This window comes from Limnohabitans sp. 63ED37-2 (genome assembly GCF_001412535.1).
Taxonomy (GTDB): Bacteria; Pseudomonadota; Gammaproteobacteria; order Burkholderiales; family Burkholderiaceae_C; genus Limnohabitans_A.
Map to the genome: position 1 here is coordinate 2583446 of NZ_CP011774.1, position 20323 is coordinate 2603768.

Sequence of the window (20323 nt, forward strand, 5' to 3'; positions counted from 1 at the left end):
GGGCGATTAAAGGCCTGTGGGTTGAACCACGACCCAATTGACCAGGGCCATCAGCCCCAGAACAAACAACAATGCCGCCCCGATGGCCACACCGATGATGTGGAATGGGTTGAGCTTTTCAATGTCTTGTTGGTACTCGGAATTTTTGCGCAGACCCACAAAGGACCACAACACGGCCTGAATGGTGCGCAGCCAAGACGCTTTGGACACGGTAGGCTTTGGCACGCTCATGACCCCAAGCCTGTCTTGATCGGCAGGGGTTGTACTGCAGCCGCCAAAGGCGCTGTTGGCGCAGCCGGTGTTTTGCCGCCGACCTCAAAGAAGGTGTAAGACAAGGTGATGGTGGTCACGTCTTTGGACAACTTGGGGTCGATCACAAAAGCCACGGGCCAAGATTTTTTCTCGCCAGGCTCCAGTGTGTACTGGTTGAAACAGAAACACTCGAGCTTGTTGAAATGACTGGCTGCATTGCGTGGTGCGTAGCTTGGAATGGCCTGAGCCGCCATGCGGCGGTTTTGCACATTCTGAAACTCGTACATCACCGTGCTCAGTTCACCGGGGTGAACTTGCATGGAACGCTTTTCTGGCTTGAACTCCCAAGGGCCACGGACATTGGCATCAAACTCCACCGTGACGGTCCGTGTGGTGTCGACCTGGGTGTTGCGCAGCACCTCGGCGGCTTTGCCAGCCTTGGCGTTACCTGGGACCTGGGTCTCGGAAATGGACAGGATGTTGATGCCCGTGATTTCGCAAATGGCCTTGTAAATGGGCACCAGCGCATAGCCAAACCCGAACATGCCAGCGGTGACGATCGCCAGTTTGCCGACCATTTTCAGGTTTTCACCGCGCAGGTTCATCATGTTCTTTCAGGGATTCAAGATCAACAACTTGGCCACAAAACCGAGCAGCACAGCCAGTGCCACCGAGGCCAGGATCAGGCCCAGGCGCACATTGCTTTTTCTTTGTTCGGGTGTCATGGCCATGGGGATCAACCAATCACGCGCGTTGCAGTGGCGTCCAGCTTGGGTGGGTTCTCAAAGGTGTGGAATGGTGCTGGCGAAGGCACTTCCCACTCCAGACCTTCGGCCGCTTCCCAAGGCTTCTGAGGCGCTTTTTCGCCCTTGCCCATCATGGCAGGCAACACAATGAACAGGAAGAAGTACACCTGTGCAAAGCCGAAGAAGAAAGCACCCACCGAAGCAATCATGTTGAAGTCGGTGAACTGCATGGGGTAGTCAGCGTAGCGACGGGGCATACCGGCCAGGCCCAGAAAGTGCATGGGGAAGAAGGTAATGTTGAAAGAAATCAGCGACCACCAGAAATGGATCTTGCCACGGGTTTCGTTGTACATCACTCCGGTCCACTTGGGAATCCAGTAGTAAACGCCTGCAAACAAAGCAAACAAGGAACCCGCCACCAACACGTAGTGGAAGTGGGCCACCACGTAGTAAGTGTCTTGCAACTGGATATCGATCGGGGCCATGGCCAGAATCAGACCCGTGAAGCCACCCATGGTGAACACGAAGATGAAGCCCACCGCAAACAGCATGGGGGTTTCAAAGGTCATGGAGCCGCGCCACATGGTGGCGATCCAGTTGAAAATCTTCACCGCGGTTGGCACCGCGATCAACATGGTCGCGTACATGAAGAACAACTGGCCGGTCACCGGCATGCCGGTGGTGAACATGTGGTGCGCCCACACGATGAAAGAGAGAATCGCGATGGACGATGTGGCGTACACCATGGAGGCGTAGCCAAACAGCTTCTTGCGTGAAAAGGCGGGCACGATCTGGCTGATGATGCCGAAAGCCGGCAAGATCATGATGTACACCTCGGGGTGACCGAAGAACCAGAAGATGTGCTGGTACATGACCGGGTCACCACCACCGGCAGGGTTGAAGAAGCTGGTGCCAAAATGACGGTCTGTCAGGGTCATGGTGATCGCGCCGGCCAAAACGGGCATCACGGCAATCAGCAGGTAAGCGGTGATCAGCCATGTCCAGGCGAACATGGGCATCTTCATCAAAGTCATGCCAGGCGCGCGCATGTTCAAGATGGTCACGATGATGTTGATCGAGCCCATGATGGACGAAGCACCCAGGATGTGCATGGCAAAAATACCCGCGTCCATGGAAGGACCCATTTGCAGAGTCAGGGGTGCATACAGTGTCCAGCCAGCAGCAGGTGCGCCACCAGGCATGAAAAACGATCCGACCAGCATCAAAGCAGCAGGAATCATCAGCCAAAAGCTGAAGTTGTTCATGCGAGCAAAAGCCATGTCAGACGCACCGATTTGCAAAGGCAACATCCAGTTCGCGAAACCCACAAAAGCTGGCATGATGGCGCCGAACACCATGATGATGCCGTGCATGGTGGTGAATTGGTTGAACAATTCGGGGTTGACCACTTGCAGTCCGGGCTGGAACAACTCGGCGCGGATGCCAAGGGCCAAGACGCCACCGACCATGAGCATGGCAAAGCTGAACAGCAGGTACAAGGTACCGATGTCTTTGTGGTTGGTGGCATACACCCAACGACGCCAGCCTGCAGGCGCGTGACCGTGGTCGTCATGGGCGTGATCGTGATGGTCTAGAACGGCACTCATCTTGATTTCCTTTGATTTGTATACGGTACGGCTTATTTGCGGGCGGCCAGAACTTCAGCTGGCTGCACGATTTGCCCGGTCTTGTTGGACCAGTTGTTCTTGGTGTAGGTGATCACCGCAGCAATTTCGGTGTCAGACAGTTGCTTCCATGCAGGCATGGCGCCGTTGTTTTGACCGTTGAGCATCACTGCAATTTGTTTGGACTTGTCTGCATCCAAGACGAGGGCTGAACCGTCGAGGGCTTTGATGGCACCTGCGCCTTTACCGGTGGCTTGGTGGCAGGCCGCGCAGTTGGCGGCATAGACCTTCTCGCCGCGCTTGGACAGGTCGTCCAGCGCCCAGACTTTGGCCGGGTCATCGGCTTTGGCGGCTTGCTTTTTCTTCTCGGTGTCGACCCAAGCAGCGTAATCGGTCGCAGACAAAACCTTCACGTGAATGGGCATGTAAGCGTGTTCTTTGCCGCACAGTTCTTGGCACTGGCCGTAGAAGTCGCCAGTTTTCTCCGCACGGAACCAGGTGTCGCGCACAAAACCGGGGATCGCGTCTTGCTTGATACCAAAGGCTGGCACCGCAAATGCATGGATCACGTCATTGGCTGTGGTGATGACTCGCACTTTTTGGCCCACAGGCACCACCAAGGGATTGTCCACTTTGAGCAGGTAGTTGTCGCCTTCTGGCTTGCCTGCGTCGGACATGGCACGTTGGCCGGAATCCAAGGTCGAGATGTAGCTCAAACCTTCGCCTTCGCCCTTGATGTAGTCGTAGCCCCATTTCCACTGGTAGCCCGTGACCTTGACCGTCAGATCGGCGTTGGTGGTGTCCTTCTGGGCCACCAGCACTTTGGTGGCCGGCAAGGCCATCAAGATCACGATGATGAAGGGAACAGCCGTCCAAATCACTTCGACTGTGATGGACTCGGTGAAAGTGGCGGGCTTGTGACCGACCGATTTGCGGTGCTTCCAAATGGAATAGAACATCACCGCAAACACCGCAATGAAGATCACAGTGCAAATGATCAGCATGAACCAGTGCAGCCAGTGCTGCTCTTCGGCGATTTTGGTAGCCGGTGGTGCAAAGTTGAGTTGGTTGACAGCAGGGCCACCTGGCAAATCATTGACGGCATGAGCGGCCGTAGCCAGCCAAGCGCCTGCAAAAATGCCCGCGCGGGATAGCAGCGAAGCCAATTGGTTGGAAATATTCTTCATGTTTCTCACTAACTTCCAAGACTCTGTTGAACTCACACCCAGGGCCACGCCAGAAAGATCCGGCTGCCCACACGGCATCACGCTGAGCGCAATGCCTTCCTGATTTCTCGCGCCAGCACTTGCCGGAGCTCGGGCCTCACAAAACGCCCCACCTCAATCGTCTGACCTTGACCCGACAACTCGATCAGGCTTTGGTCTCCAGACTTGGGCTCAACCCGCACCCATTGGCGCGAAAATTCAGCCCGCTCCAGGCGGCCAGCTGTTTCCAGCTCGACCACCAAGTTGCTGCCCTGCAGCGAAATCATTTCACCATCCGCGGCATGGCGGGCATAGGCCAAAAAAGCCAGCCCGACCACCGCCACCTCTAAGCCCGCAAAAGCCAACACCAAAGTGGCCCCTTGCATCCAGAAGAACACCCCGATACCCAAAGATACCGTGCACAGCGACAGGTACATCCAGCCCAATTGGACAGGTGTGACCGAACAGTTGCGTTTGAGCCGCCATTGAACGGATGGCCCCGACACTTGCGCGAACTGGTAAGACTGATTTGACATCCGTCAACTTTCAATAACCTAACACCCTGTCAAGCATGTTCTGTGGTCAAAACGGGCGGATTTTACCCGAGATCAAATCATCTTTTGACAGATCTCAAACTTTGTCCTGTATACCCCCACCCGGTTGCAGCATAAGCCGCATCTGATCGAGGCCGATTTCGGTTTTTGCGGCCATTTTCATTCGTGGCCGAGGTTTCAGGGCGTGGCCATACACGATCTCGAAGCCCAAGGACAGGCGTCCGCCTTCTTCGGGGCGGGCCAGCGCCAGCAAGGCTTCTGACAAGCGATCACGCCACAGGCGCGAACGCAAGCCCTGAAAACGCTGCACATGCAAGTTGCGGCCCAGGCTGCGCAACTCGGCCAGCAAAGTGTCAGGGCTAGCGTACGTCAAGGTGATGCGCTCCATGTCCATGACCGGCTCGGCAAAACCCGCCTCCACCAGCATGTCGCCCCAATCGTGCATGTCGGTAAACGCGTGTGCGGGCTCAGGCCAACCAGCGCGGGCATACACCTGACGCACATCACGCAGCGTGTCGGGCCCCAGGCAAGAAAACATCAAAAATCCATCCACCGCCAAGGCCTGGTGCCAGGTTTGCAGCAAGGCCTGGGGCTCGGCGCTGGCATGCAGGTGCATGTTGGCCCACAGCATTTGTGCGGTGTGATCGGGCGGCAAACCCTCATGCCGCTTGGGGCTGCGCCAGTGCTGGGCTTGCCACCATGCGCTGTGAAGTGCCTGCCGCGTGACCTGTGCGTGCGCTGGGGGCTCTCCAGTCAGCCAAACCTGGGCCTTGGGGTAACGCTGCTCCAAAGCGAGTTGCGCCAACAGGCCGCCGCGCAAGGGGCTCCAATGCACCCACTGCTGGGGCTGTAATTTGATGAAATCCAGCCGTTCCTGCATGCGCTTGGCGACCTCTTCATGCAGCCAAGGTGAATGCGCTTCGCGAGCGGGCAGGGATTGCCAGCGGGCAGCGGCCACGGGATCCAAAGAAGGAGGGCGAAGGGCTTGGGGCATGGGGCAGAAGTCAAAATGGGGCAGCTGCACACCAGCACAAACAGGTTTTGCACTTGTTTCATCTGCCCGGTCTGAGTATATTGACTAGATGACACCCGCTTGGCTTCAGGGCTTGTTGAATACATCGACCGGCCCGCGAGCCGGTGGATGGGGGCGCTGGCTGCCCAGCCGCTGCGCCATCTGCCAAAGCTGGCCCCACCCGCCGCTTTGTGAGGCCTGCATCAGCCGCTTTGCCCAGCCCCAGCACCGCTGCCCCAGCTGCGCCTTGCCCTTGTCCCACCCAATAAGGCGCTGTGGCGCCTGCCTGAAATGCCCACCCCCACTGGACTTGTGCTTGACGGCCACCGCCTACACCTGGCCCTGGGTGGAGCTGATTGCCCGCTACAAGTTTCAGCAGCAAGCTGGCTGGGCGGGCGCTTTGGCCACCCTGATGCTCAGCACCCCCTTGGCCGAAGACACTCTGGACGAGGCCGACTGGGTGCTGCCGATCCCGCTGTCGGCACAGCGCCTGGCCGAGCGCGGCTACAACCAGTCGTGGCTGCTGGCACGCCAACTCAGCCCCCACAAAGCCGACGCCCGTTTGCTGCTGCGCACCCGTGACACACCGTCGCAGCGCACCCTGCCTCGGGCTGAGCGGTTGGCCAATTTGGTGGGGGCTTTTGCGGTGGAGCCAATGCGGGCGGCGCAGCTGCGCGGCAAAAAAGTGGTGCTGATCGATGACGTCATGACCAGTGGCGCCTCTTTGCACACAGCGGCCCGGGTCTTGCGCGATGCGGGCGCAGCGCAGGTCAGCGCCTTGGTGCTGGCCCGAACCGAAGCGGGAGGCGAAGCCTGAAGGCCAAGGCACAATACCGGCCATGTTCCATATCGTCTTGGTTGAGCCCGAAATCCCGCCCAATACCGGCAACGTCATCCGCTTGGCGGCCAACACGGGCTGCACACTGCACCTGGTCGAGCCTCTGGGTTTTTCGATGGACGACAAACACATGCGCCGCGCGGGTCTTGATTACCACGAATACGCCGATTTACGCCGCCATGCGGACTGGGCCAGCTTTTTAGCCCAAGAAAAACCCCAGCCCGAGCGCATGTATGCCCTGACCACACGCGGCAGCCGCCCCGCCCACGGCGTGGCTTTTGCGCCGGGCGACTGGTTGGTGTTTGGCTCGGAAACACGGGGCTTGTCGCCCGAGCTGCGCGAACAGTTCGCACCGGCCCAGCGCATCAAGTTGCCCATGCGCGAAGGCCAGCGCAGCCTGAACCTGTCGAATGCGGTGGCGGTCACCGTGTTCGAGGCCTGGCGGCAAAACGGCTTTGCCGGGGCCAGCCAGGCGCCTGGCCTGCCCGCTCAGGCGTAAATGCGCACCAGCGACTCGGCGGCGCACACTGGTTTGTCGCTGCCCTCGCGCTCCACCGTCACATTCCACTGGAACTGCATGCCGTTGCCATCAATGGGCGTGGCCGAATGCAAATGCAGGTGCGCCCGCAAACGGCTGCCCACCGGCACCGGGGCCATGAAGCGCACCTTGTTCAAGCCGTAATTGACGCCCATGCGGGCCGATGTGACCACAATCGTTTTGTCAAAGAACTGCGACAGCAAGGACAGGGTCAAAAAGCCGTGAGCAATCGGTGCACCAAAGGGGCCTTGTTGGGCCCTCTCCACGTCGACGTGGATCCACTGGTGGTCACCCGTGGCCTCGGCAAACTGATTCACCTGTTGCTGGGTGATGGTGACCCAATCGGTGGCGGTCACGTCTTGGCCGACACAAGCGGCCAAATCGGCCAAGTTTTCAAATGTTTTCATGCACATGACTTTATTCACTCGAGCGTGTTCAAGGTGTCGATGTCGTGACACAAGCCGAGATTGGGCTCATGCGGGAGGTGGCGACTCGCTGGCACTCATCTTCCGAACCTCTTCACGCAAACGGGCCAATTCGGTGCGGTAGTGTTCGGCATCGCCGTAATCGGCAAAGCCGTGGTAGTGTGCGTGCGCCTGCACCATGCGCCGGGCATGCTTGATCGGGCACCAGTATTTTTCGGTCACCGCCACCACCTCACGGCCATAGGCCATCAGGCCGTTGCCATAAGAGCAATACGCGCAGTTGATTTTTTCCAGCCAATTCAAATAAGCCAGATGCGTGCGGTCGTACACAAAAAAATCCGAGCGCTTGACACGGGGGATGCCACACAAGGGAAAACACACCCATTGGTAGAGCGTGATGAAGGCATCGAGCAGCAGCATGGGCACCAGCACTGGGTAGATGAAGGGCACACACAGCACATGTCGCCAATCGGCGGTGAGCACATAACCGAGCAAACCCGCCTTGAAACGCTTTTGCTGCGCCAACACCTCTTTTTCGAAGCGCACCTTGTGCGCTTCGAAATCCGCCTGCCACTGCTGGCGGCGGGTTTTGGCCTCTTGCTCAATGGCTGCTTCCAGTTGCTGGATACGGACCAGAAATTCCTGAATTCGGGGGTTCATGGGGTCTCCTTGGACGGCAAATGGCATCAGCACACGACCGGTGCGTCCCCACAAGAATGGGTTGCTGTGCTTCAGAGATGGGGCACTGCTGCGAGACCACCTTAACACCATGCCCATCGGCTCACAATCCATCATGGAGATTTGACCGCTTGAACACCCCGAATGGGCGTTTGGGCGATGAACTGAACGGACAGGTGCACAGAGCCACTAAAATCTGACCCTGTCCCAAATAGAGTGCCTCTGTTGTACCCTTCATCCAACCCTTCTCAACCACAGCACATTGCCATCATCATGGACGGCAATCGCCGTTGGGCCAAAAAACGCTTCATGCCAGCCGCTTTAGGCCATGCAGCGGGCGCACAACGGGTGCGCGACATCGTCAAAACCTGCGGTGAAATCGGTATTCCTCAACTCAGCCTGTTTGCTTTCAGCACCGAGAACTGGAAACGCCCCGAAGAAGAGGTCAGCAGCCTCATGGGCTTGTTCACGACCTACCTGAAAAAAGAAATCCGCAACATGAACACCAACGGGGTTCGGTTGAAGGTGCTCGGTGACACGGGGCGATTTTCTCCGTCACTGCAAGCGCTGATTGCTGACGCCCAGGCCGAAACAGAGAACAACACGGTCATCACTTTGAACATTTGCGCCAACTACGGTGGGCGCTGGGACATGCTCCAGGCCACCAAAGCCTGGCAAAAAGCACATCCCGACACACCGCTGGACAGCCTGACCGAAGAAGCGTTGGGCCCTTACCTCAGCACGGCCGACGCACCCGAAGTCGATTTGTTGATCCGCACGGGCGGAGAGTCACGGGTGAGCAACTTCCTGCTTTGGCAAGCGGCTTATGCCGAACTGTTTTTCTGCGACGAACTATGGCCGGACTTCACCCCCGAAACCCTGAAACAGGCACTGGCCTGGTTTGCCACGCGCGACCGGCGCTTTGGCTCCTCTGCCCCTTTGTGAAGCAGCGGCCAGTCCAGCTTCAGGCGCTGGCTTCGACCTGATGGTGGTCCACCTGCACCACCGTGGGCCGTCCCAATATCTCGAGCAACACCGCCACCCGTTTGCTGGACACGTTTTGCACCAACCCCTCGATGGCGCCCAAGGCGGTGTGCTTTAGACGCACTTTTTGCCCCACCTTGAGCTGGTTGAGCTCCTCGATCGTGGCCTGATCGCGCAATTGCTCCATCTGGCGGATACGCTGCACCACATCGTCGTGCAACAAGGCCGGCTCAAAACCAAATCGAACAAGGTTGCTCACCCCTTTGGTGCTGCGCACGGCTGAAATGCTTTGCTCAGTGCGGCGGGGTCGAAACAGGATGTAGCGCGGGAACATGGGCTCAAACAGCGCCACCGGGCCTTGTTCGGTTTTTTTGAACTTTTTAAACAAGGGCAAATAGGCCTCAAAGCCTTGCTGCTCCAAATTGAACAGCGCAACAGATTCTTGTTTGGGCTTGGTGTAAGCCAGATACCAGCGGCTCAGACCAGTTTGGTCAATTTCTACGATCTCAGAATTCAAGAGTACACCCATTTCCTGTCGGTCAAGCCCATTAGATGATTATTTTAAGGATAATTGACCGATCTCAAGACCCTTGTTTGAAAAAACAAACCCCGCCGAAGCGGGGTTTGTTCTCAAGACCCAAAATCGTTAAAAAGGCGGATTCAAGTACGAACTGCAACACGGTTTAACGAGGCGTGAAACACCTCGTGGGGTGTCTTGAATCCCAGCCGCTTTCTGGGCCGGTGATTCAATCTGTTTTCGATCATAGTCAACTCCTCATCGGTGACAGTTTCCATGCGCCGTTTCTTGGGAATGTATTGGCGCAGCAAACCATTGAAGTTCTCGTTGCTGCCGCGCTGCCAGCTGCAATACGGATCGGCAAAGTAAGTCTGGATGCCAAGGGCCTGATCGATGGCCTGGTGATCGGCAAACTCCTTGCCGTTGTCTACCGTCAAGGTCTTCACCCGTGAGCTCAGGGGCTTGAGCATGCCTTCAATAGCCCGGCCCACCAAATCAGCAGACTTGTTGGGCACTTTGGCCAGCACAGCAAAGCCACTCTTGCGTTCTACCAGTGTCACGATGGCTTGTTTGTGAGCCGCGCCAATAACGGTATCACCTTCCCAGTGGCCCACTTGCTTGCGATCTTCAATGTGGCTTGGTCTCTCGCTGATCGGGCGGCGGTTCGGGATCTGACCACGTCTATCACGCCCGCACAGGTGGCGTTTGCGCCGAGGCTTTTGGCTACGCAGGTGCGTGTGTAAATCACCACCGGCAGCCTTGTTCGCATAGACATACAAATAGACGCTCTCATGGCTGACCGCCACCTTGCCTGCAATCTGCTCGGGGCTCCATTGAATGCCAAGGTAGAAATCCACATCGGACCAGACTTTGGAATCTAAACGGCGGGCATTACGGCTTCGCTGTGCCCGCTCAGAAGCCTTGGCGCAGGCTTGTTCGGCGCGATAGCCACGCTGACCGCGGCCACGGCTGAGTTCGCGGCTGATGGTGCTGCGGCTCCTGCCCAATGAACGGGCGATCTCGCTGATGGTCTGTTTGGCTTTCAAGAGGCTGTGAATTTGGTATCGTTCTTCTCGGCTGAGGTGCTTGTACATCTGGCAACTTGGACTTGGCGGTTTGAGTGGCCATGATGCCTTGACATCCTCAGCCACCCATCACCGGGTTTATCTTTGTTGCACCTCGTACTTGAATCCGCCAAATAAAAAATCAAACTTTTCTATTCAAGTGGGATTCATCACGATCTCGGGTCAAATGGTTCAGGCAATCACGAAAGGCGCGCGGTCCTGACCTTCGATCCATTTGGGCGCTTTGCCACGGCCGGTCCATGTTTGGCCCGTGGCTGGATCGCGGTATTTGGCCGCCACTTTGCTCACGGACTTGGGGGCCGAAGTTTTGGCACCGCGGCCAGGAAAAACGTCTTGAGCGGTCAAGCCATATTCGGCCACCAACTCGCGCACCTTGGCCACCGCACTGGCAATTTCATTTTGACGGGCTTGGGCAATTTCTTGCTCCAAGGCTTCGCGCTTTTGCAATAACTCTTTGTAAGACATTGACATATTAAACCCCTTAAAATAATGAAGACACACGAATATACATCAAAGCTGCTTATTTTTTCGAGCCGGCGACCTATTATTTGAGTTTAATCGCGAGAATAACCATCGGCATTCATGCTGCAAGGCTATTTTTTACAGGCATTCCGTGTCGGATCTCTGATGCCCCTCATAATCGCAGATGAATGTGAACCAGAATATCGAATACTTGGATTCTATTTTTGTACGCAGGGCAAATGAAGGCAATCTATGGCGGTTTACTGGGTCGGTGACATTCAAGGTTGTGACGCGGCCTTGGCGCATTTAATGGACGAGGTGGCTTTTTCGCCCAGCCGAGATCATTTGATCGTCTTGGGCGACCTGGTCAACCGAGGCCCGGACTCTGCAGGCGTGCTGCGCCGCTTGATGGCGCTGCAAGGCAGTGTGCAGTGCCTCTTGGGCAACCACGATTTGCATGCCTTGGCCGTGTTGTGGGGCTTCAGCCCCACCAAGCGGATGGACACACTCGACGACCTGATGCAAGCGCCCGACCGCGCAGCCCTGATCAACTGGCTGCGGCAGCAGCATCTGGCCCTGTGGTCCCACGGGGTGTTGTCGGTCCATGCGGGGGTCTTGCCCAGCTGGACCCTTGAGCAGACCTTGGACTTGGCCAACGAAGTGCAAACCGTTTTGCGTGGACCGGACCTGCCTCATTTTTTGGCCCACATGTATGGCAACGAGCCTGCCGCCTGGCACGATGACTTGACGGGGCTGAACCGTTGGCGGGTGGTGGTCAACGCTTTGACAAGGCTGCGCTTTTGCTCGGCCGATGGCACCATGGAATTCGCCACCAAAGACAGCGCCGCACAAGCGCCGCAAGGCTTCATGCCCTGGTTCGATGTGCCGGGGCGGCGCACGGCCGACATCACGGTGGCCTTTGGCCATTGGTCCACACTGGGCTGGCTGGGGCGCCCCGATGTTTGGTCTTTGGACACCGGTTGTGTCTGGGGCGGCTGTCTGAGCGCCATGCGTCTGGGAGACGACGGGCAGCACACGCGTGTTCAGGTGGCCTGCACTCAGGCGCAGTTGCCGGGCTGAAGGCAGGGACTCAGCCGCCCGGCTTGAGCAAAACCACCAAGGCCCCCGCCCCACCTTCTGCGGGCTTGGCCTGCACAAAAGCCATCACCTGGTCTTTTTGCACCAACCAACTGTGCACCTTGGACTTGAGCACCGGGGTTTTGCCTGGCGAGCCCAAACCTTTGCCATGCACCACACGCAAGCAACGCACGCCTTGTCGGTGCGCCAGGCGGATGAACTCGGCCAAGGCCACACGGGCTTCGTCGCTGCGCAGGCCATGCAAATCGATCTCGCGCTGGATCGACCAATCGCCTTTGCGCAATTTATGGATCACGTCGCGCCCAATGCCCGGGCGGCGAAAACTCAGCGCGTCGTCGGTGTCGAGCAAAGTGCTGGCGTCGAATTCGTCGCTCAGGCAATCGCGCAGCACGGCTTCGTTGTCCTTATGGCGTTGGTGCGCAATCGGGGCGGGGCTGGGTCCGTCCAGATTGACCTGGTCGTGCACAGGCAAGCGCTGCACGGCCCCCACGGCACGCACAAACAAGTTGCTTTCGGCCTCGCGCTGACGCGCGGCCAGCGCCTGGGCAGCCGCCTGCGCCTGGGCCAGCGCGTGGGCCTCGGCCAGCTTCTGGCGCACTTTCTTCAGGTCTTGCAGCGCATTGATTTTCACAGGAGGAGCTCCGGGCTGGGCATGGGGGGCGTTTTCAGTGCACAAGAAAGATCGCAGGCGCGTCACACGCCCCGGTTGCGCATCCAGTCGGCGGTCTTGAAAAAACTGGCGTTCAGGCGCTCGCGCAGCACCGGGTCCACCCCCAATTCGGTCATGGCCTGGTCCATGCAGGCCAGCCACTGGTCTCGCTCCAACACCCCAATCGAAAATGGCATGTGGCGCATGCGCAAACGCGGGTGGCCAAAACGCTCGGTGTAATGCTCGGGCCCACCCAACCAACCGCACAAAAACCAGAACAGCTTGTCACGGGCACCGTCCAGGCTGCTGCCGTGTGCGTCTCGCAAAGCCTTGTAGCCTGGCTCCATGTCCATCAGGTCATAAAAACGGTCGGCCAGGGCACGCACCACCGCTTCGCCGCCGATCCAGGCAAAGGGCGTTTCAAATGGGGGCTTTTCTTCGATGTTCATAGCAATCCATTGTGACGTGTTGCAAAGGGCCTTGGCTGGGCATGGGTCCAGCCGGTCAAAGTCGATGCCTCATGCGGTCCAGGTTCTTGGGTCATCCCGGGCGAAGACCCGGGATCCAGTTTGATCCGATGCCCTTTGCGAATACCCACTGCGTGCTCTAGATCCCGGCTCAAGGCCGGGATGACGAAGCACAAGGCTGGGGTGACAAAGCACAGGCCGGGGTGACAAAGTCCAAGATCACTGCGCCGCTTGGCGCAAAGTCTGCACCACCGGCTGTCTCAGCACCCCGGCCAGGCTCAGGCTGCCCGCCCCCCATGCCAGCAAGGCACCAGCGAGTCCTCCGGCCAAGGGCGCCCACAAAGGGGGTTGCCAGGCAAATTCAAACGCATAGCGGGCCAATGCCCAGCCCACCACCAGCGCCATGGCGCTTGCCATGAAGCCGGCCAGCCAGCCGATGCCGAGCAACTCGGTGCGTTGTACCTGTACCAGCAAGCTGCGGCCTGCACCCAGCGCCCGCATGATGGCGTATTCGCGCTCACGCGCCTGACGGCTTGCGCCCACGGCGGCCAGCAACACCATCAGGCCCGCAGCCAGGGTGAAGGCGAACAGGAATTCCACCGCCCGGATCACCTGGTCCATGACCCGCTGCACCTGCGCCAGTGTGCTGCGCATGTCCACGCTGGTGATGTTGGGAAAAGCATTGACCATGGCGTTTTCAAAACCCGGAGCCCCCTCGGGCGAGCGGAATGCGGCCATGTAGGTCATGGGCAAATCGGGCATTTGCGAGACCGGGAACAGCATGAAAAAGTTGGCCCGCATCGAAGCCCAGTCCACCTTGCGCAAGGACGTGACCCGCGCCTCGTGGGGCTGACCCGCGATGTCAAAGCCCAACCGGTCCCCGAGCTTCAAACCCAGCGCTTCGGCGATGCCCTCCTCCACACTCACGCCATCGGCCTCCTCGGCCATCCAGCGCCCGGCCACCAAGGGGTTGTGGCCCGGCAAGACCGCGCTGTGCGAGAGGTTGATTTCACGGTCGAGCAGGCGTTTGCCGCGATCGGCGATCAGGTCATCGGGGCCGATGACCCGGCCATTGATGGCCACCAAGCGGCCCCGAATCATGGGAAACCAGTCGGGCGACTGCACGCCTGCGGTTTTCAGGTGGGCTAAGAAGTCTTGGGCCTGCTCGGGCTGCACGTTGATGACAAAACGGTCTGGCGCGTTCACGGGGGTCGCCTGCCGCCAGCTCGCGATCAGGTCGGTGCGCAGCAGCACGAGCAATGCCAGCGCCAGCAAACCCACCGACAAGGCACTGACCTGCACCACCGCAAACACAGGCCGCGCCGCCACCTGGCGCGTGGCCAGGCGCAGCCAGCGCGGAGCGGACTCATCGGGCACCACCAGGCGCAGCAACAACAAGGCCACAGCCGCCAAAGCGGCAAACACCAAAAGCGCCACGGCAAAACCGCCCACCGTGATCAGGCCCAGGGTGAGGTTGCGGCTGACCATGAGCAAGGTGACCGCAAAGCCGAGCAAACCCATCACCAGCACCAGGCCCGAGCGCACCTGTACGCTGCCCAGGTCGCGGCGGATCACGCGCAGCGGTGGCACTTTGGCCAACTGCAACACGGGCGGCAGGCCAAAGGCCACCAGCAGCGTCAGACCCATGGCCAGGCCCATCAGCGCGGGCTTGGGTGTGGCCGCGGGCAAATTGGCATCCACCAGACCGGCCAGCAATTGCACAAAACCCAGGTGCACCCCATAACCGGCCAGCACCCCCAGCACACTGGCCACCAGGCCTGCGCCCAAAAACTCCAGGCCATAACTCAATGTCAGTGTGCGCTGGCTTTGCCCCAAAACCCGAAGCAAAGCACAGGCATCCAACTGCCTCTCGGCAAAACTGCGCGCCGCCAAAGCCACGGCCACGGCGCAAAGCAAGGCGGCCAGCAAGGCCACCAGGTTCAAGAACTGCGAAGCCCGGTCCAGGGTTTGCCGCATCTCGGGGCGGCCACTGTCCAGCGACTCGACCTTCACGCCGCGCACATCGGCCTTGTCGGCCTCGGCCTGCGCCCAAGGCAAAAATTGCCCCACAGCCGCATCGCTGCCGGCCACCGCCATGCGCCAGCTCACGCGGCTGGCCGGCTGGACCAGGCCCGTCGAGGCCAAATCGGCCATGTTCATCATCACGCGCGGTGCAAACCCCATAAAACCCGCTCCCCGGTCGGGCTCGCGGGTGATGGTGGCGCCAATGCGCAAACTGCGCTCGCCCAAGCCCAGCATCTGGCCCACCTGAACATTCAGCGCTTCGAGCAAGGCCGCATCGACCCAGACCTCGCCCAGAGGCGGAATGCTGGCCGCGCTTTGGCCTGAAATCTCCAGGCGACCACGCAAGGGGTAACCGGGCTCGACCGCTTTGAGCGCCACAAGGCGCGTGGCGGGAGGTATGGGTGTGCCGATGCCCGAAGCCGAGGCCGCCGCGTTGGAAGCCAATTCGGCACCTGCAGGTGCCGTGGCCCGCGCCATGGTCGGGAAACTCACATTGGTGTTGCTCTGCAATCCGGCCTCTCGGGCCTTTTGCGCAAAAGCATCGGGGGTGCGTTGGTCACTCACCACCACCGCGTCGCCCCCCAGCAGCTGACGCGCATCGCGCCACAGGCCCGACTGCATGCGATCGGCCAGAAAACCCACCGCCGTCAAGGCCGCCACGGCCAGGGCCACCGAGACCATCAACAGGCGCAATTCACCCGCCCGCAGGTCACGCCACAATTGGCGAGCACCCAGCTTCAAACCATGCATCCAAGACTGATTGTTCATCCCCTGACCATAACCCAGGGTCGAAGGTCTGACAGGGCTGGGGGCTTGGAAAGCCGGTAACAGGCTCCGAAAACCAAAAAGCCCACAGTCGTGAAACTGCGGGCTTTGGATTTGGTGGTGATAGGTGGATTTGAACCACCGACATCAGCATTATGAATGCTGCGCTCTAACCAACTGAGCTATATCACCTGAAACTGTTTGACGTCGCCATCAAGCCCGAAATTATACACAAAATTCCGCAGCAAACCGCTCAGTTGGCGTAACAATGTGCGGATGACACAGCCCAGCACTGACTCTTCCTTGCACCAGCACCCCATCGACACCACCAAGGCCCAGCAAGCCGCCCAAGTGGTCTGGGCGCATTGGCAATCAGGCCAGGTGCTGGCCGCCTTGCCTGATACTTGCCGCCCCTTGAGCGCCTTGCAAGGCTACGCCGCCCAAGCCCAACTGCCACTGGTGTCCGGCCGCCAAGTGGTCGGTTGGAAAATTGCCGCCACCAGCGCCAACGGGCAAGCCCATATCAACGTGAGCGGGCCGCTGGCCGGTCGCTTGTTGTCGGGGCAGGTGTTGGGCAACGGTGCCACCGTGCCGTCAGCCGGCAACCGCATGCGCGTGGCCGAGCCTGAATTTGCATTTGCCATGGCGCAAGACCTGCCACCACAAGCCGAGCCCTATACCCAGCAACAAGTCATGAACGCGGTGGCCAGTTTGCACCCGGCCCTCGAAGTGCCAGACTCGCGCATGGAACCCTTCACCGCAGCAGGCGAGGCGCAACTGCTGGCCGACAACGCCTGTGCGCGGCACTTTGTCCTGGGCCCGGCCGCGCCCGATGTCTGGCGCGATCTGGACTTGAGCACCTACCCGGTCCACGCCCAAGTCGAACACCACAACACCCTTCAATACACCCGCGACGGCACTGGCGGCAACGTGCTGGGCGACCCGCGCATCGCCCTGACCTGGCTGGCCAACCAGCTGTCTGCCTTGGGCATCACCCTGCAAAAGGGCCATGTGGTGACCACCGGCACCTGCATGGTGCCGCTGGAGCTGCAAGCGGGCGACAACGTCAGCGCCGATTACGGCCCGCTGGGCCGTGTCCACATGATTTTTTCGGAGACTTGAAACATGACAAAACCCCGTTTGGCACTGATTGGCACGGGCGGCACCATCGCAGGCGCGGCCAGCGCCGCCTCGGTCAGCACCGATTACAAACCCGCCAGCCTGAGCTTGGCCGCCGTGGTCGACACCGTGCCCGAGCTGCGCCAGCGCTACAACATCGACGTCTCGCAGCCCATGCAACTGGCCAGCTATGACGTGCGCCCCGACCACTGGCTGGATCTGCATGCCGCTGTGATGCACGCCGTGCACAACCCAGATGTGGTGGGCATCGTGGTCACGCACGGCACCGACACACTGGAAGAAACCGCGACCTTTTTGCACCTGAGCGTGGACAACGACAAACCCATCGTAGTGGTGGGGGCCATGCGCCCGGCCACGGCGTATTCGGCGGATGGGCCCGCCAACTTGCTGGACGCCTGCAGCGTAGCCGCCTGCCCTACGGCTCATGGGCGCGGCACGTTGGTGGTCATGAACGGCCGCATCCATTCGGGCCTGTGGGTGGGCAAACGCCATGTGAGCAGTGTGGAAGCTTTCGACAGCCCACTGGCCGGTGCGGTGGGCGAGGTGGCCGATCAGGCGGTGCAGTGGTTCCGCGCCGCAGGGCGTGCGCCCACGGTGGCTTGGCAAACCCCCAGCACTTGGAAAACACCTGCTACGTGGCCCCGGGTGGACATAGCGGTGGCTTATGCAGGCGTGGACGAGACCGCCATGCGTGCTTTTGTGGCCGCCGGAGCACAAGGGATCGTGCATGCCGGTTTGGGCAATGCCAACACGCCCACGGCTTACCGCGCGTTCATTCAATCACTGCCCGACCAAGGCGTGCTGGTGGCCCGCTGCGCCCGCTTCATCACCGGCAGCGTGACCCGCGCCAGCGTGTACGCCGATGCCGAGCACGGCATCTTGACTGCAGGGCCTTTGCCTCCCCACAAGGTGCGCATCATCCTGCTGCTGGGCCTGGCGCACGGCATGAACGGGCCCGCGATTCAGGACTGGATCGACCGGATCTTGTTGGCGGCCTAGAACCGGTGTTCAGCGCGGCCGCTGGCTCCAGTAGAGCACCGTGCCGCTGATGCTGGCCATGACCATGAGGCCCACAAACCCGGCGCGGTAGGTGCCAAACAGGCCCGACAAGGCGCCGAACATCGGAGGCCCCACCACCACGCCCAAAAACGTGAACGCCAGCGTGCCGCCTGTGGCCATGCTGGCCATGCCGGAAGGGGCGCGACGGGCCACTTCGGCCAGGTAAACCCCGTTCCAGCCGATGGCCGAGGCCCCAAAGCCCACCAAAATCACAATCACCACCGCTTGGGGGGTGTCGGTGGTCAAAAAGGCCGAAGCCAGCGCCCCTGAAGCCATCATGCTGGCCAGCAGCAGCAACATGAGCCGCGCACCCAGCCACCGGTCGGCCACATAACCCCAGACCACGCGCCCGCCAATGCCCCCCAACTGCGTGACCGACAAAGCCAGACCTGCCGCCACCAGACCGTAAGACAAATCGTCGTGCAAAAAGGTGACCAGGTAAGTGGTGAGCGACAACTGCACCATGGAAAACATGAACGAGCAGGACGCCATGATGAGCAAGGCCCGATGCGCCAACACCAGGCGAATGGGCTCGATCAAACTGCCCCAGCGGATGGCGCTGTCACTTTGGCGGTCGCTGTCGAGTTCCGCCCTCAGGCTTTGCGACACCCAGGCGCACAGCACGCACACCACAGCCACCACCACCAAGCTCAGTTGCCAATTGCCCAGCAGCGCCAAAGGCGGCACCACTGCACCCGCCAACATGCTGCCCAGAGGCACACCGGTTTGCTTGATGGAAAACACCAGCGACATCTGGTGCTTGGGGGTGGTGCGGGCCAGCAGGTGCGAGCTGGCCGGGGTGATCGGGCCATAACCGAGCCCAATCAACACAGCGCCCAACACCATGGACGGCAGCCATGGTACGGCGCACAAGAGCAAACCCAAGGCGCACAAGACCAGCCCCCACTGGCTCACGCGGATGGCACCCATGCGGGCCACCGTGGCGCCACCCATCAAGGTGGCCACCATGGCACCCGCGTAGGTCACCGACACATACAGGCCCACCAAGGCGGGCGAGACCTGCAAAGTCTGCGCCACCACCGGAGCCACCACGGGCAGGCTCAGCAAAGCCATGGCCACCATGGCCTGGATCACCAGGGTCAGCAGCAAAGGCCACCAGTTTTTCATCGGATCATCTCCCGTACAGGCGAGAGGGACCCCATGAGGCCCCGGCAAGCATGGGCAGCATCAATTGGCTTTGACGCCCGCCTTGACCAACAAGCTGCCCAAGGTGTCGATCTCGTTTTTCAGGTGGGCCCGCAAGGCTTCAGGCCGGGCCTGGTCGACGCTCACCGCCGCAATGCCCATGGCCTCCAGGCGCTGGCGCACCTCGGGGTCGGCCACCGACTTTTGCAAAGCCGATGTCAGCTGATCGAGCACGGGCTTGGGTGTGCCCTTGGGGGCATACAGACCAAAAGAGATGTTGATGTCAAAACCCTCCACACCGGCATCGGTGATGGCGGGCACTTCAGGCAACTGGGGCAAACGGGCTTTGCCCGCAGAGGCATAAGCCTTGATCTTGCCGCCCTTGACCGAAGGCACCGTGCCCGAGGTCTGGTCACACAAAATGTCCACCTGGCCGCCCATCAGGTCGGTCAAGGCCGGGCCTGTGCCCTTGTAGGGAATCTCGTTGAGTTTGACGTTCAGCGCGTTCATCATCATCAAACCACACAGGTGCGAGGCCGAACCCACCCCTGCATGGGCCAAGCTGACTTTGGGGCCGTTGGCTTTCACGTAGGCCACAAATTCGTTCAGGTTTTTGGCCGGAAATTCATTGCGTGCCACGATCACCATGGGGCCACTGGTGGCCCGTCCGATCGGCTCAAAATCGTCCACCGGGTGGTATGGCAGGCTTTTGTACATCGCCACATTGGTCGCGTGGCTGACGTGGATCATCAGCAAGGTGTAGCCATCGGCTTTGGCGCGGGCCACTTTGGCCGTGCCAATCGAGCCTGAGGCCCCTGCCGTGTTGTCCACCACGATCTGTTGGCCCAGATGCTTTTGCATGGCCCCGGCAAACAAGCGCGTGATGGTGTCACCCGGGCCGCCTGCGGCGTAAGGCATGACCATGGTGATGGCACGGTTGGGAAAGTCTTGCGCAGAGGCCTGGAATGCGGTGGCGGCCAGCAACAGGGCCAAGCCTGTGCGGATGAAACGAATGGGCATGGAAGTCTCCTTATTGATCAGCGCAGCAGTGTG

23 protein-coding genes and 1 tRNA gene are annotated in these 20323 nt (G+C 60.0%); 6 read left to right on the forward strand and 18 right to left on the reverse strand.

Translation table 11 applies throughout. From position 1 onward, the window contains the following. Positions 1 to 6 precede the first annotated feature (6 nt). The 7 genes from L63ED372_RS12060 to L63ED372_RS12085 all read right to left on the reverse strand — a co-directional run bounded on the left by L63ED372_RS12060 (position 7) and on the right by L63ED372_RS12085 (position 5376). Complete coding sequence (locus L63ED372_RS12060) at positions 7 to 231, reverse strand: DUF2970 domain-containing protein (RefSeq protein ID WP_062406166.1); 225 nt, start codon at positions 229 to 231, stop codon at positions 7 to 9. After that, positions 228 to 857 carry a cytochrome c oxidase assembly protein gene (locus tag L63ED372_RS12065; RefSeq protein WP_062408061.1) on the reverse strand — a complete coding sequence of 210 codons (630 nt, stop codon included), beginning with the start codon at positions 855 to 857 and terminating at the stop codon, positions 228 to 230. Before L63ED372_RS12065 ends, L63ED372_RS12060 begins: the two co-directional genes overlap by 4 nt. Positions 858 to 866: 9 nt before the next feature. Further along, positions 867 to 983: a cytochrome oxidase small assembly protein gene (locus tag L63ED372_RS16625; protein ID WP_420844065.1), complete on the reverse strand. Its 117-nt coding sequence runs from the start codon at positions 981 to 983 to the stop codon at positions 867 to 869. A 5-nt stretch (positions 984 to 988) separates the two neighbouring features. Beyond that, positions 989 to 2605: a cytochrome c oxidase subunit I gene (gene ctaD / locus L63ED372_RS12070; RefSeq protein ID WP_062406167.1), complete on the reverse strand. Its 1617-nt coding sequence runs from the start codon at positions 2603 to 2605 to the stop codon at positions 989 to 991. A gap of 32 nt (positions 2606 to 2637) precedes the next feature. After that, positions 2638 to 3810, reverse strand: coding sequence for a cytochrome c oxidase subunit II (coxB, locus tag L63ED372_RS12075; RefSeq protein WP_062406168.1), 1173 nt, complete (start codon positions 3808 to 3810; stop codon positions 2638 to 2640). A gap of 77 nt (positions 3811 to 3887) precedes the next feature. Then, positions 3888 to 4364 carry a DUF2244 domain-containing protein gene (locus L63ED372_RS12080; protein WP_062406169.1) on the reverse strand — a complete coding sequence of 159 codons (477 nt, stop codon included), beginning with the start codon at positions 4362 to 4364 and terminating at the stop codon, positions 3888 to 3890. Between the two features lie 94 nt (positions 4365 to 4458). After that, on the reverse strand, positions 4459 to 5376 hold the full coding sequence (locus tag L63ED372_RS12085; RefSeq protein ID WP_062406170.1) for a hypothetical protein: 918 nt from the start codon (positions 5374 to 5376) through the stop codon (positions 4459 to 4461). An 88-nt stretch (positions 5377 to 5464) separates the two neighbouring features. Here L63ED372_RS12085 and L63ED372_RS12090 point away from each other — a divergent pair, with 88 nt between their 5' ends. Together L63ED372_RS12090 and trmL are read left to right on the forward strand one after the other, a co-directional pair. Next, positions 5465 to 6211: a ComF family protein gene (locus tag L63ED372_RS12090; RefSeq protein ID WP_082431691.1), complete on the forward strand. Its 747-nt coding sequence runs from the start codon at positions 5465 to 5467 to the stop codon at positions 6209 to 6211. 22 nt (positions 6212 to 6233) lie between these two features. Beyond that, positions 6234 to 6731, forward strand: a complete 498-nt coding sequence (gene trmL / locus L63ED372_RS12095; protein WP_062406171.1) for a tRNA (uridine(34)/cytosine(34)/5-carboxymethylaminomethyluridine(34)-2'-O)-methyltransferase TrmL — start codon at positions 6234 to 6236, stop codon at positions 6729 to 6731. Here the strand turns inward: trmL and L63ED372_RS12100 are convergent. Together L63ED372_RS12100 and L63ED372_RS12105 are read right to left on the reverse strand one after the other, a co-directional pair. Next, positions 6722 to 7177, reverse strand: coding sequence for a MaoC family dehydratase (locus tag L63ED372_RS12100; RefSeq protein ID WP_062406172.1), 456 nt, complete (start codon positions 7175 to 7177; stop codon positions 6722 to 6724). The two genes, trmL and L63ED372_RS12100, sit on opposite strands and share 10 nt — an antisense overlap. Before the next feature lie 66 nt (positions 7178 to 7243). After that, positions 7244 to 7855, reverse strand: a complete 612-nt coding sequence (locus tag L63ED372_RS12105) for a hypothetical protein (RefSeq protein WP_062406173.1) — start codon at positions 7853 to 7855, stop codon at positions 7244 to 7246. A 240-nt stretch (positions 7856 to 8095) separates the two neighbouring features. Between L63ED372_RS12105 and uppS the strand changes: the two genes are divergently transcribed. Next, complete coding sequence (gene uppS, locus L63ED372_RS12110; protein ID WP_156343694.1) at positions 8096 to 8818, forward strand: polyprenyl diphosphate synthase; 723 nt, start codon at positions 8096 to 8098, stop codon at positions 8816 to 8818. A 19-nt stretch (positions 8819 to 8837) separates the two neighbouring features. Here uppS and nusG read toward each other — a convergent pair whose 3' ends face one another. From nusG to L63ED372_RS12125, 3 genes are all read right to left on the reverse strand, one after another. Beyond that, entirely contained in the window at positions 8838 to 9374 is a 537-nt protein-coding gene (gene nusG, locus L63ED372_RS12115; RefSeq protein WP_231624489.1) for a transcription termination/antitermination protein NusG, read from the reverse strand. A 143-nt stretch (positions 9375 to 9517) separates the two neighbouring features. Beyond that, entirely contained in the window at positions 9518 to 10468 is a 951-nt protein-coding gene (locus L63ED372_RS12120) for an IS30 family transposase (RefSeq protein WP_062402482.1), read from the reverse strand. A 162-nt stretch (positions 10469 to 10630) separates the two neighbouring features. Beyond that, positions 10631 to 10930: an H-NS histone family protein gene (locus L63ED372_RS12125; RefSeq protein ID WP_062406175.1), complete on the reverse strand. Its 300-nt coding sequence runs from the start codon at positions 10928 to 10930 to the stop codon at positions 10631 to 10633. Positions 10931 to 11173: 243 nt separating this feature from the next. Here L63ED372_RS12125 and L63ED372_RS12130 point away from each other — a divergent pair, with 243 nt between their 5' ends. Further along, complete coding sequence (locus L63ED372_RS12130) at positions 11174 to 12001, forward strand: symmetrical bis(5'-nucleosyl)-tetraphosphatase (protein WP_062406176.1); 828 nt, start codon at positions 11174 to 11176, stop codon at positions 11999 to 12001. Positions 12002 to 12011: 10 nt separating this feature from the next. Here the strand turns inward: L63ED372_RS12130 and L63ED372_RS12135 are convergent, their stop codons facing one another. The 4 genes from L63ED372_RS12135 to L63ED372_RS12150 form a co-directional block, all read right to left on the reverse strand. Then, a complete protein-coding gene (locus L63ED372_RS12135) occupies positions 12012 to 12650 on the reverse strand; it encodes a Smr/MutS family protein (RefSeq protein ID WP_062408067.1) in 639 nt (212 codons plus the stop codon). 62 nt (positions 12651 to 12712) lie between these two features. Further along, positions 12713 to 13117: a group II truncated hemoglobin gene (locus L63ED372_RS12140; protein ID WP_062406177.1), complete on the reverse strand. Its 405-nt coding sequence runs from the start codon at positions 13115 to 13117 to the stop codon at positions 12713 to 12715. Positions 13118 to 13354: 237 nt separating this feature from the next. After that, entirely contained in the window at positions 13355 to 15928 is a 2574-nt protein-coding gene (locus L63ED372_RS12145) for an ABC transporter permease (RefSeq protein ID WP_062406178.1), read from the reverse strand. A gap of 112 nt (positions 15929 to 16040) precedes the next feature. Next, positions 16041 to 16117: transfer RNA gene (locus L63ED372_RS12150), tRNA-Met, on the reverse strand. Between the two features lie 84 nt (positions 16118 to 16201). Between L63ED372_RS12150 and L63ED372_RS12155 the strand changes: the two genes are divergently transcribed. Continuing rightward, positions 16202 to 17047, forward strand: coding sequence for a 2-keto-4-pentenoate hydratase (locus L63ED372_RS12155; RefSeq protein ID WP_231624490.1), 846 nt, complete (start codon positions 16202 to 16204; stop codon positions 17045 to 17047). Positions 17048 to 17050: 3 nt separating this feature from the next. Further along, positions 17051 to 18064: an asparaginase gene (locus L63ED372_RS12160; RefSeq protein WP_062406179.1), complete on the forward strand. Its 1014-nt coding sequence runs from the start codon at positions 17051 to 17053 to the stop codon at positions 18062 to 18064. Positions 18065 to 18073: 9 nt separating this feature from the next. Here the strand turns inward: L63ED372_RS12160 and L63ED372_RS12165 are convergent, their stop codons facing one another. Both L63ED372_RS12165 and L63ED372_RS12170 read right to left on the reverse strand, forming a co-directional pair. Next, on the reverse strand, positions 18074 to 19252 hold the full coding sequence (locus tag L63ED372_RS12165; RefSeq protein WP_062406180.1) for an MFS transporter: 1179 nt from the start codon (positions 19250 to 19252) through the stop codon (positions 18074 to 18076). A gap of 60 nt (positions 19253 to 19312) precedes the next feature. Continuing rightward, positions 19313 to 20290, reverse strand: coding sequence for a tripartite tricarboxylate transporter substrate-binding protein (locus L63ED372_RS12170; RefSeq protein WP_062406181.1), 978 nt, complete (start codon positions 20288 to 20290; stop codon positions 19313 to 19315). Positions 20291 to 20323 lie beyond the last annotated feature (33 nt).

Bases quoted from the DNA above. Each gene is read 5' to 3' on its own strand.
- L63ED372_RS16625 (WP_420844065.1), bottom strand. From the start codon at position 983: ATGGCCATGACACCCGAACAAAGAAAAAGCAATGTGCGCCTGGGCCTG.
- L63ED372_RS12060 (WP_062406166.1), bottom strand. From the start codon at position 231: ATGAGCGTGCCAAAGCCTACCGTGTCCAAAGCGTCTTGGCTGCGCACC.
- L63ED372_RS12120 (WP_062402482.1), bottom strand. From the start codon at position 10,468: ATGTACAAGCACCTCAGCCGAGAAGAACGATACCAAATTCACAGCCTC.
- L63ED372_RS12080 (WP_062406169.1), bottom strand. From the start codon at position 4,364: ATGTCAAATCAGTCTTACCAGTTCGCGCAAGTGTCGGGGCCATCCGTT.
- L63ED372_RS12165 (WP_062406180.1), bottom strand. From the start codon at position 19,252: ATGAAAAACTGGTGGCCTTTGCTGCTGACCCTGGTGATCCAGGCCATG.
- trmL (WP_062406171.1), top strand. From the start codon at position 6,234: ATGTTCCATATCGTCTTGGTTGAGCCCGAAATCCCGCCCAATACCGGC.
- L63ED372_RS12125 (WP_062406175.1), bottom strand. From the start codon at position 10,930: ATGTCAATGTCTTACAAAGAGTTATTGCAAAAGCGCGAAGCCTTGGAG.
- L63ED372_RS12085 (WP_062406170.1), bottom strand. From the start codon at position 5,376: ATGCCCCAAGCCCTTCGCCCTCCTTCTTTGGATCCCGTGGCCGCTGCC.
- L63ED372_RS12090 (WP_082431691.1), top strand. From the start codon at position 5,465: ATGACACCCGCTTGGCTTCAGGGCTTGTTGAATACATCGACCGGCCCG.
- L63ED372_RS12155 (WP_231624490.1), top strand. From the start codon at position 16,202: ATGACACAGCCCAGCACTGACTCTTCCTTGCACCAGCACCCCATCGAC.
- coxB (WP_062406168.1), bottom strand. From the start codon at position 3,810: ATGAAGAATATTTCCAACCAATTGGCTTCGCTGCTATCCCGCGCGGGC.
- L63ED372_RS12170 (WP_062406181.1), bottom strand. From the start codon at position 20,290: ATGCCCATTCGTTTCATCCGCACAGGCTTGGCCCTGTTGCTGGCCGCC.
- L63ED372_RS12160 (WP_062406179.1), top strand. From the start codon at position 17,051: ATGACAAAACCCCGTTTGGCACTGATTGGCACGGGCGGCACCATCGCA.
- L63ED372_RS12065 (WP_062408061.1), bottom strand. From the start codon at position 857: ATGAACCTGCGCGGTGAAAACCTGAAAATGGTCGGCAAACTGGCGATC.
- L63ED372_RS12130 (WP_062406176.1), top strand. From the start codon at position 11,174: ATGGCGGTTTACTGGGTCGGTGACATTCAAGGTTGTGACGCGGCCTTG.
- ctaD (WP_062406167.1), bottom strand. From the start codon at position 2,605: ATGAGTGCCGTTCTAGACCATCACGATCACGCCCATGACGACCACGGT.
- L63ED372_RS12100 (WP_062406172.1), bottom strand. From the start codon at position 7,177: ATGAAAACATTTGAAAACTTGGCCGATTTGGCCGCTTGTGTCGGCCAA.
- L63ED372_RS12105 (WP_062406173.1), bottom strand. From the start codon at position 7,855: ATGAACCCCCGAATTCAGGAATTTCTGGTCCGTATCCAGCAACTGGAA.
- L63ED372_RS12145 (WP_062406178.1), bottom strand. From the start codon at position 15,928: ATGAACAATCAGTCTTGGATGCATGGTTTGAAGCTGGGTGCTCGCCAA.
- L63ED372_RS12140 (WP_062406177.1), bottom strand. From the start codon at position 13,117: ATGAACATCGAAGAAAAGCCCCCATTTGAAACGCCCTTTGCCTGGATC.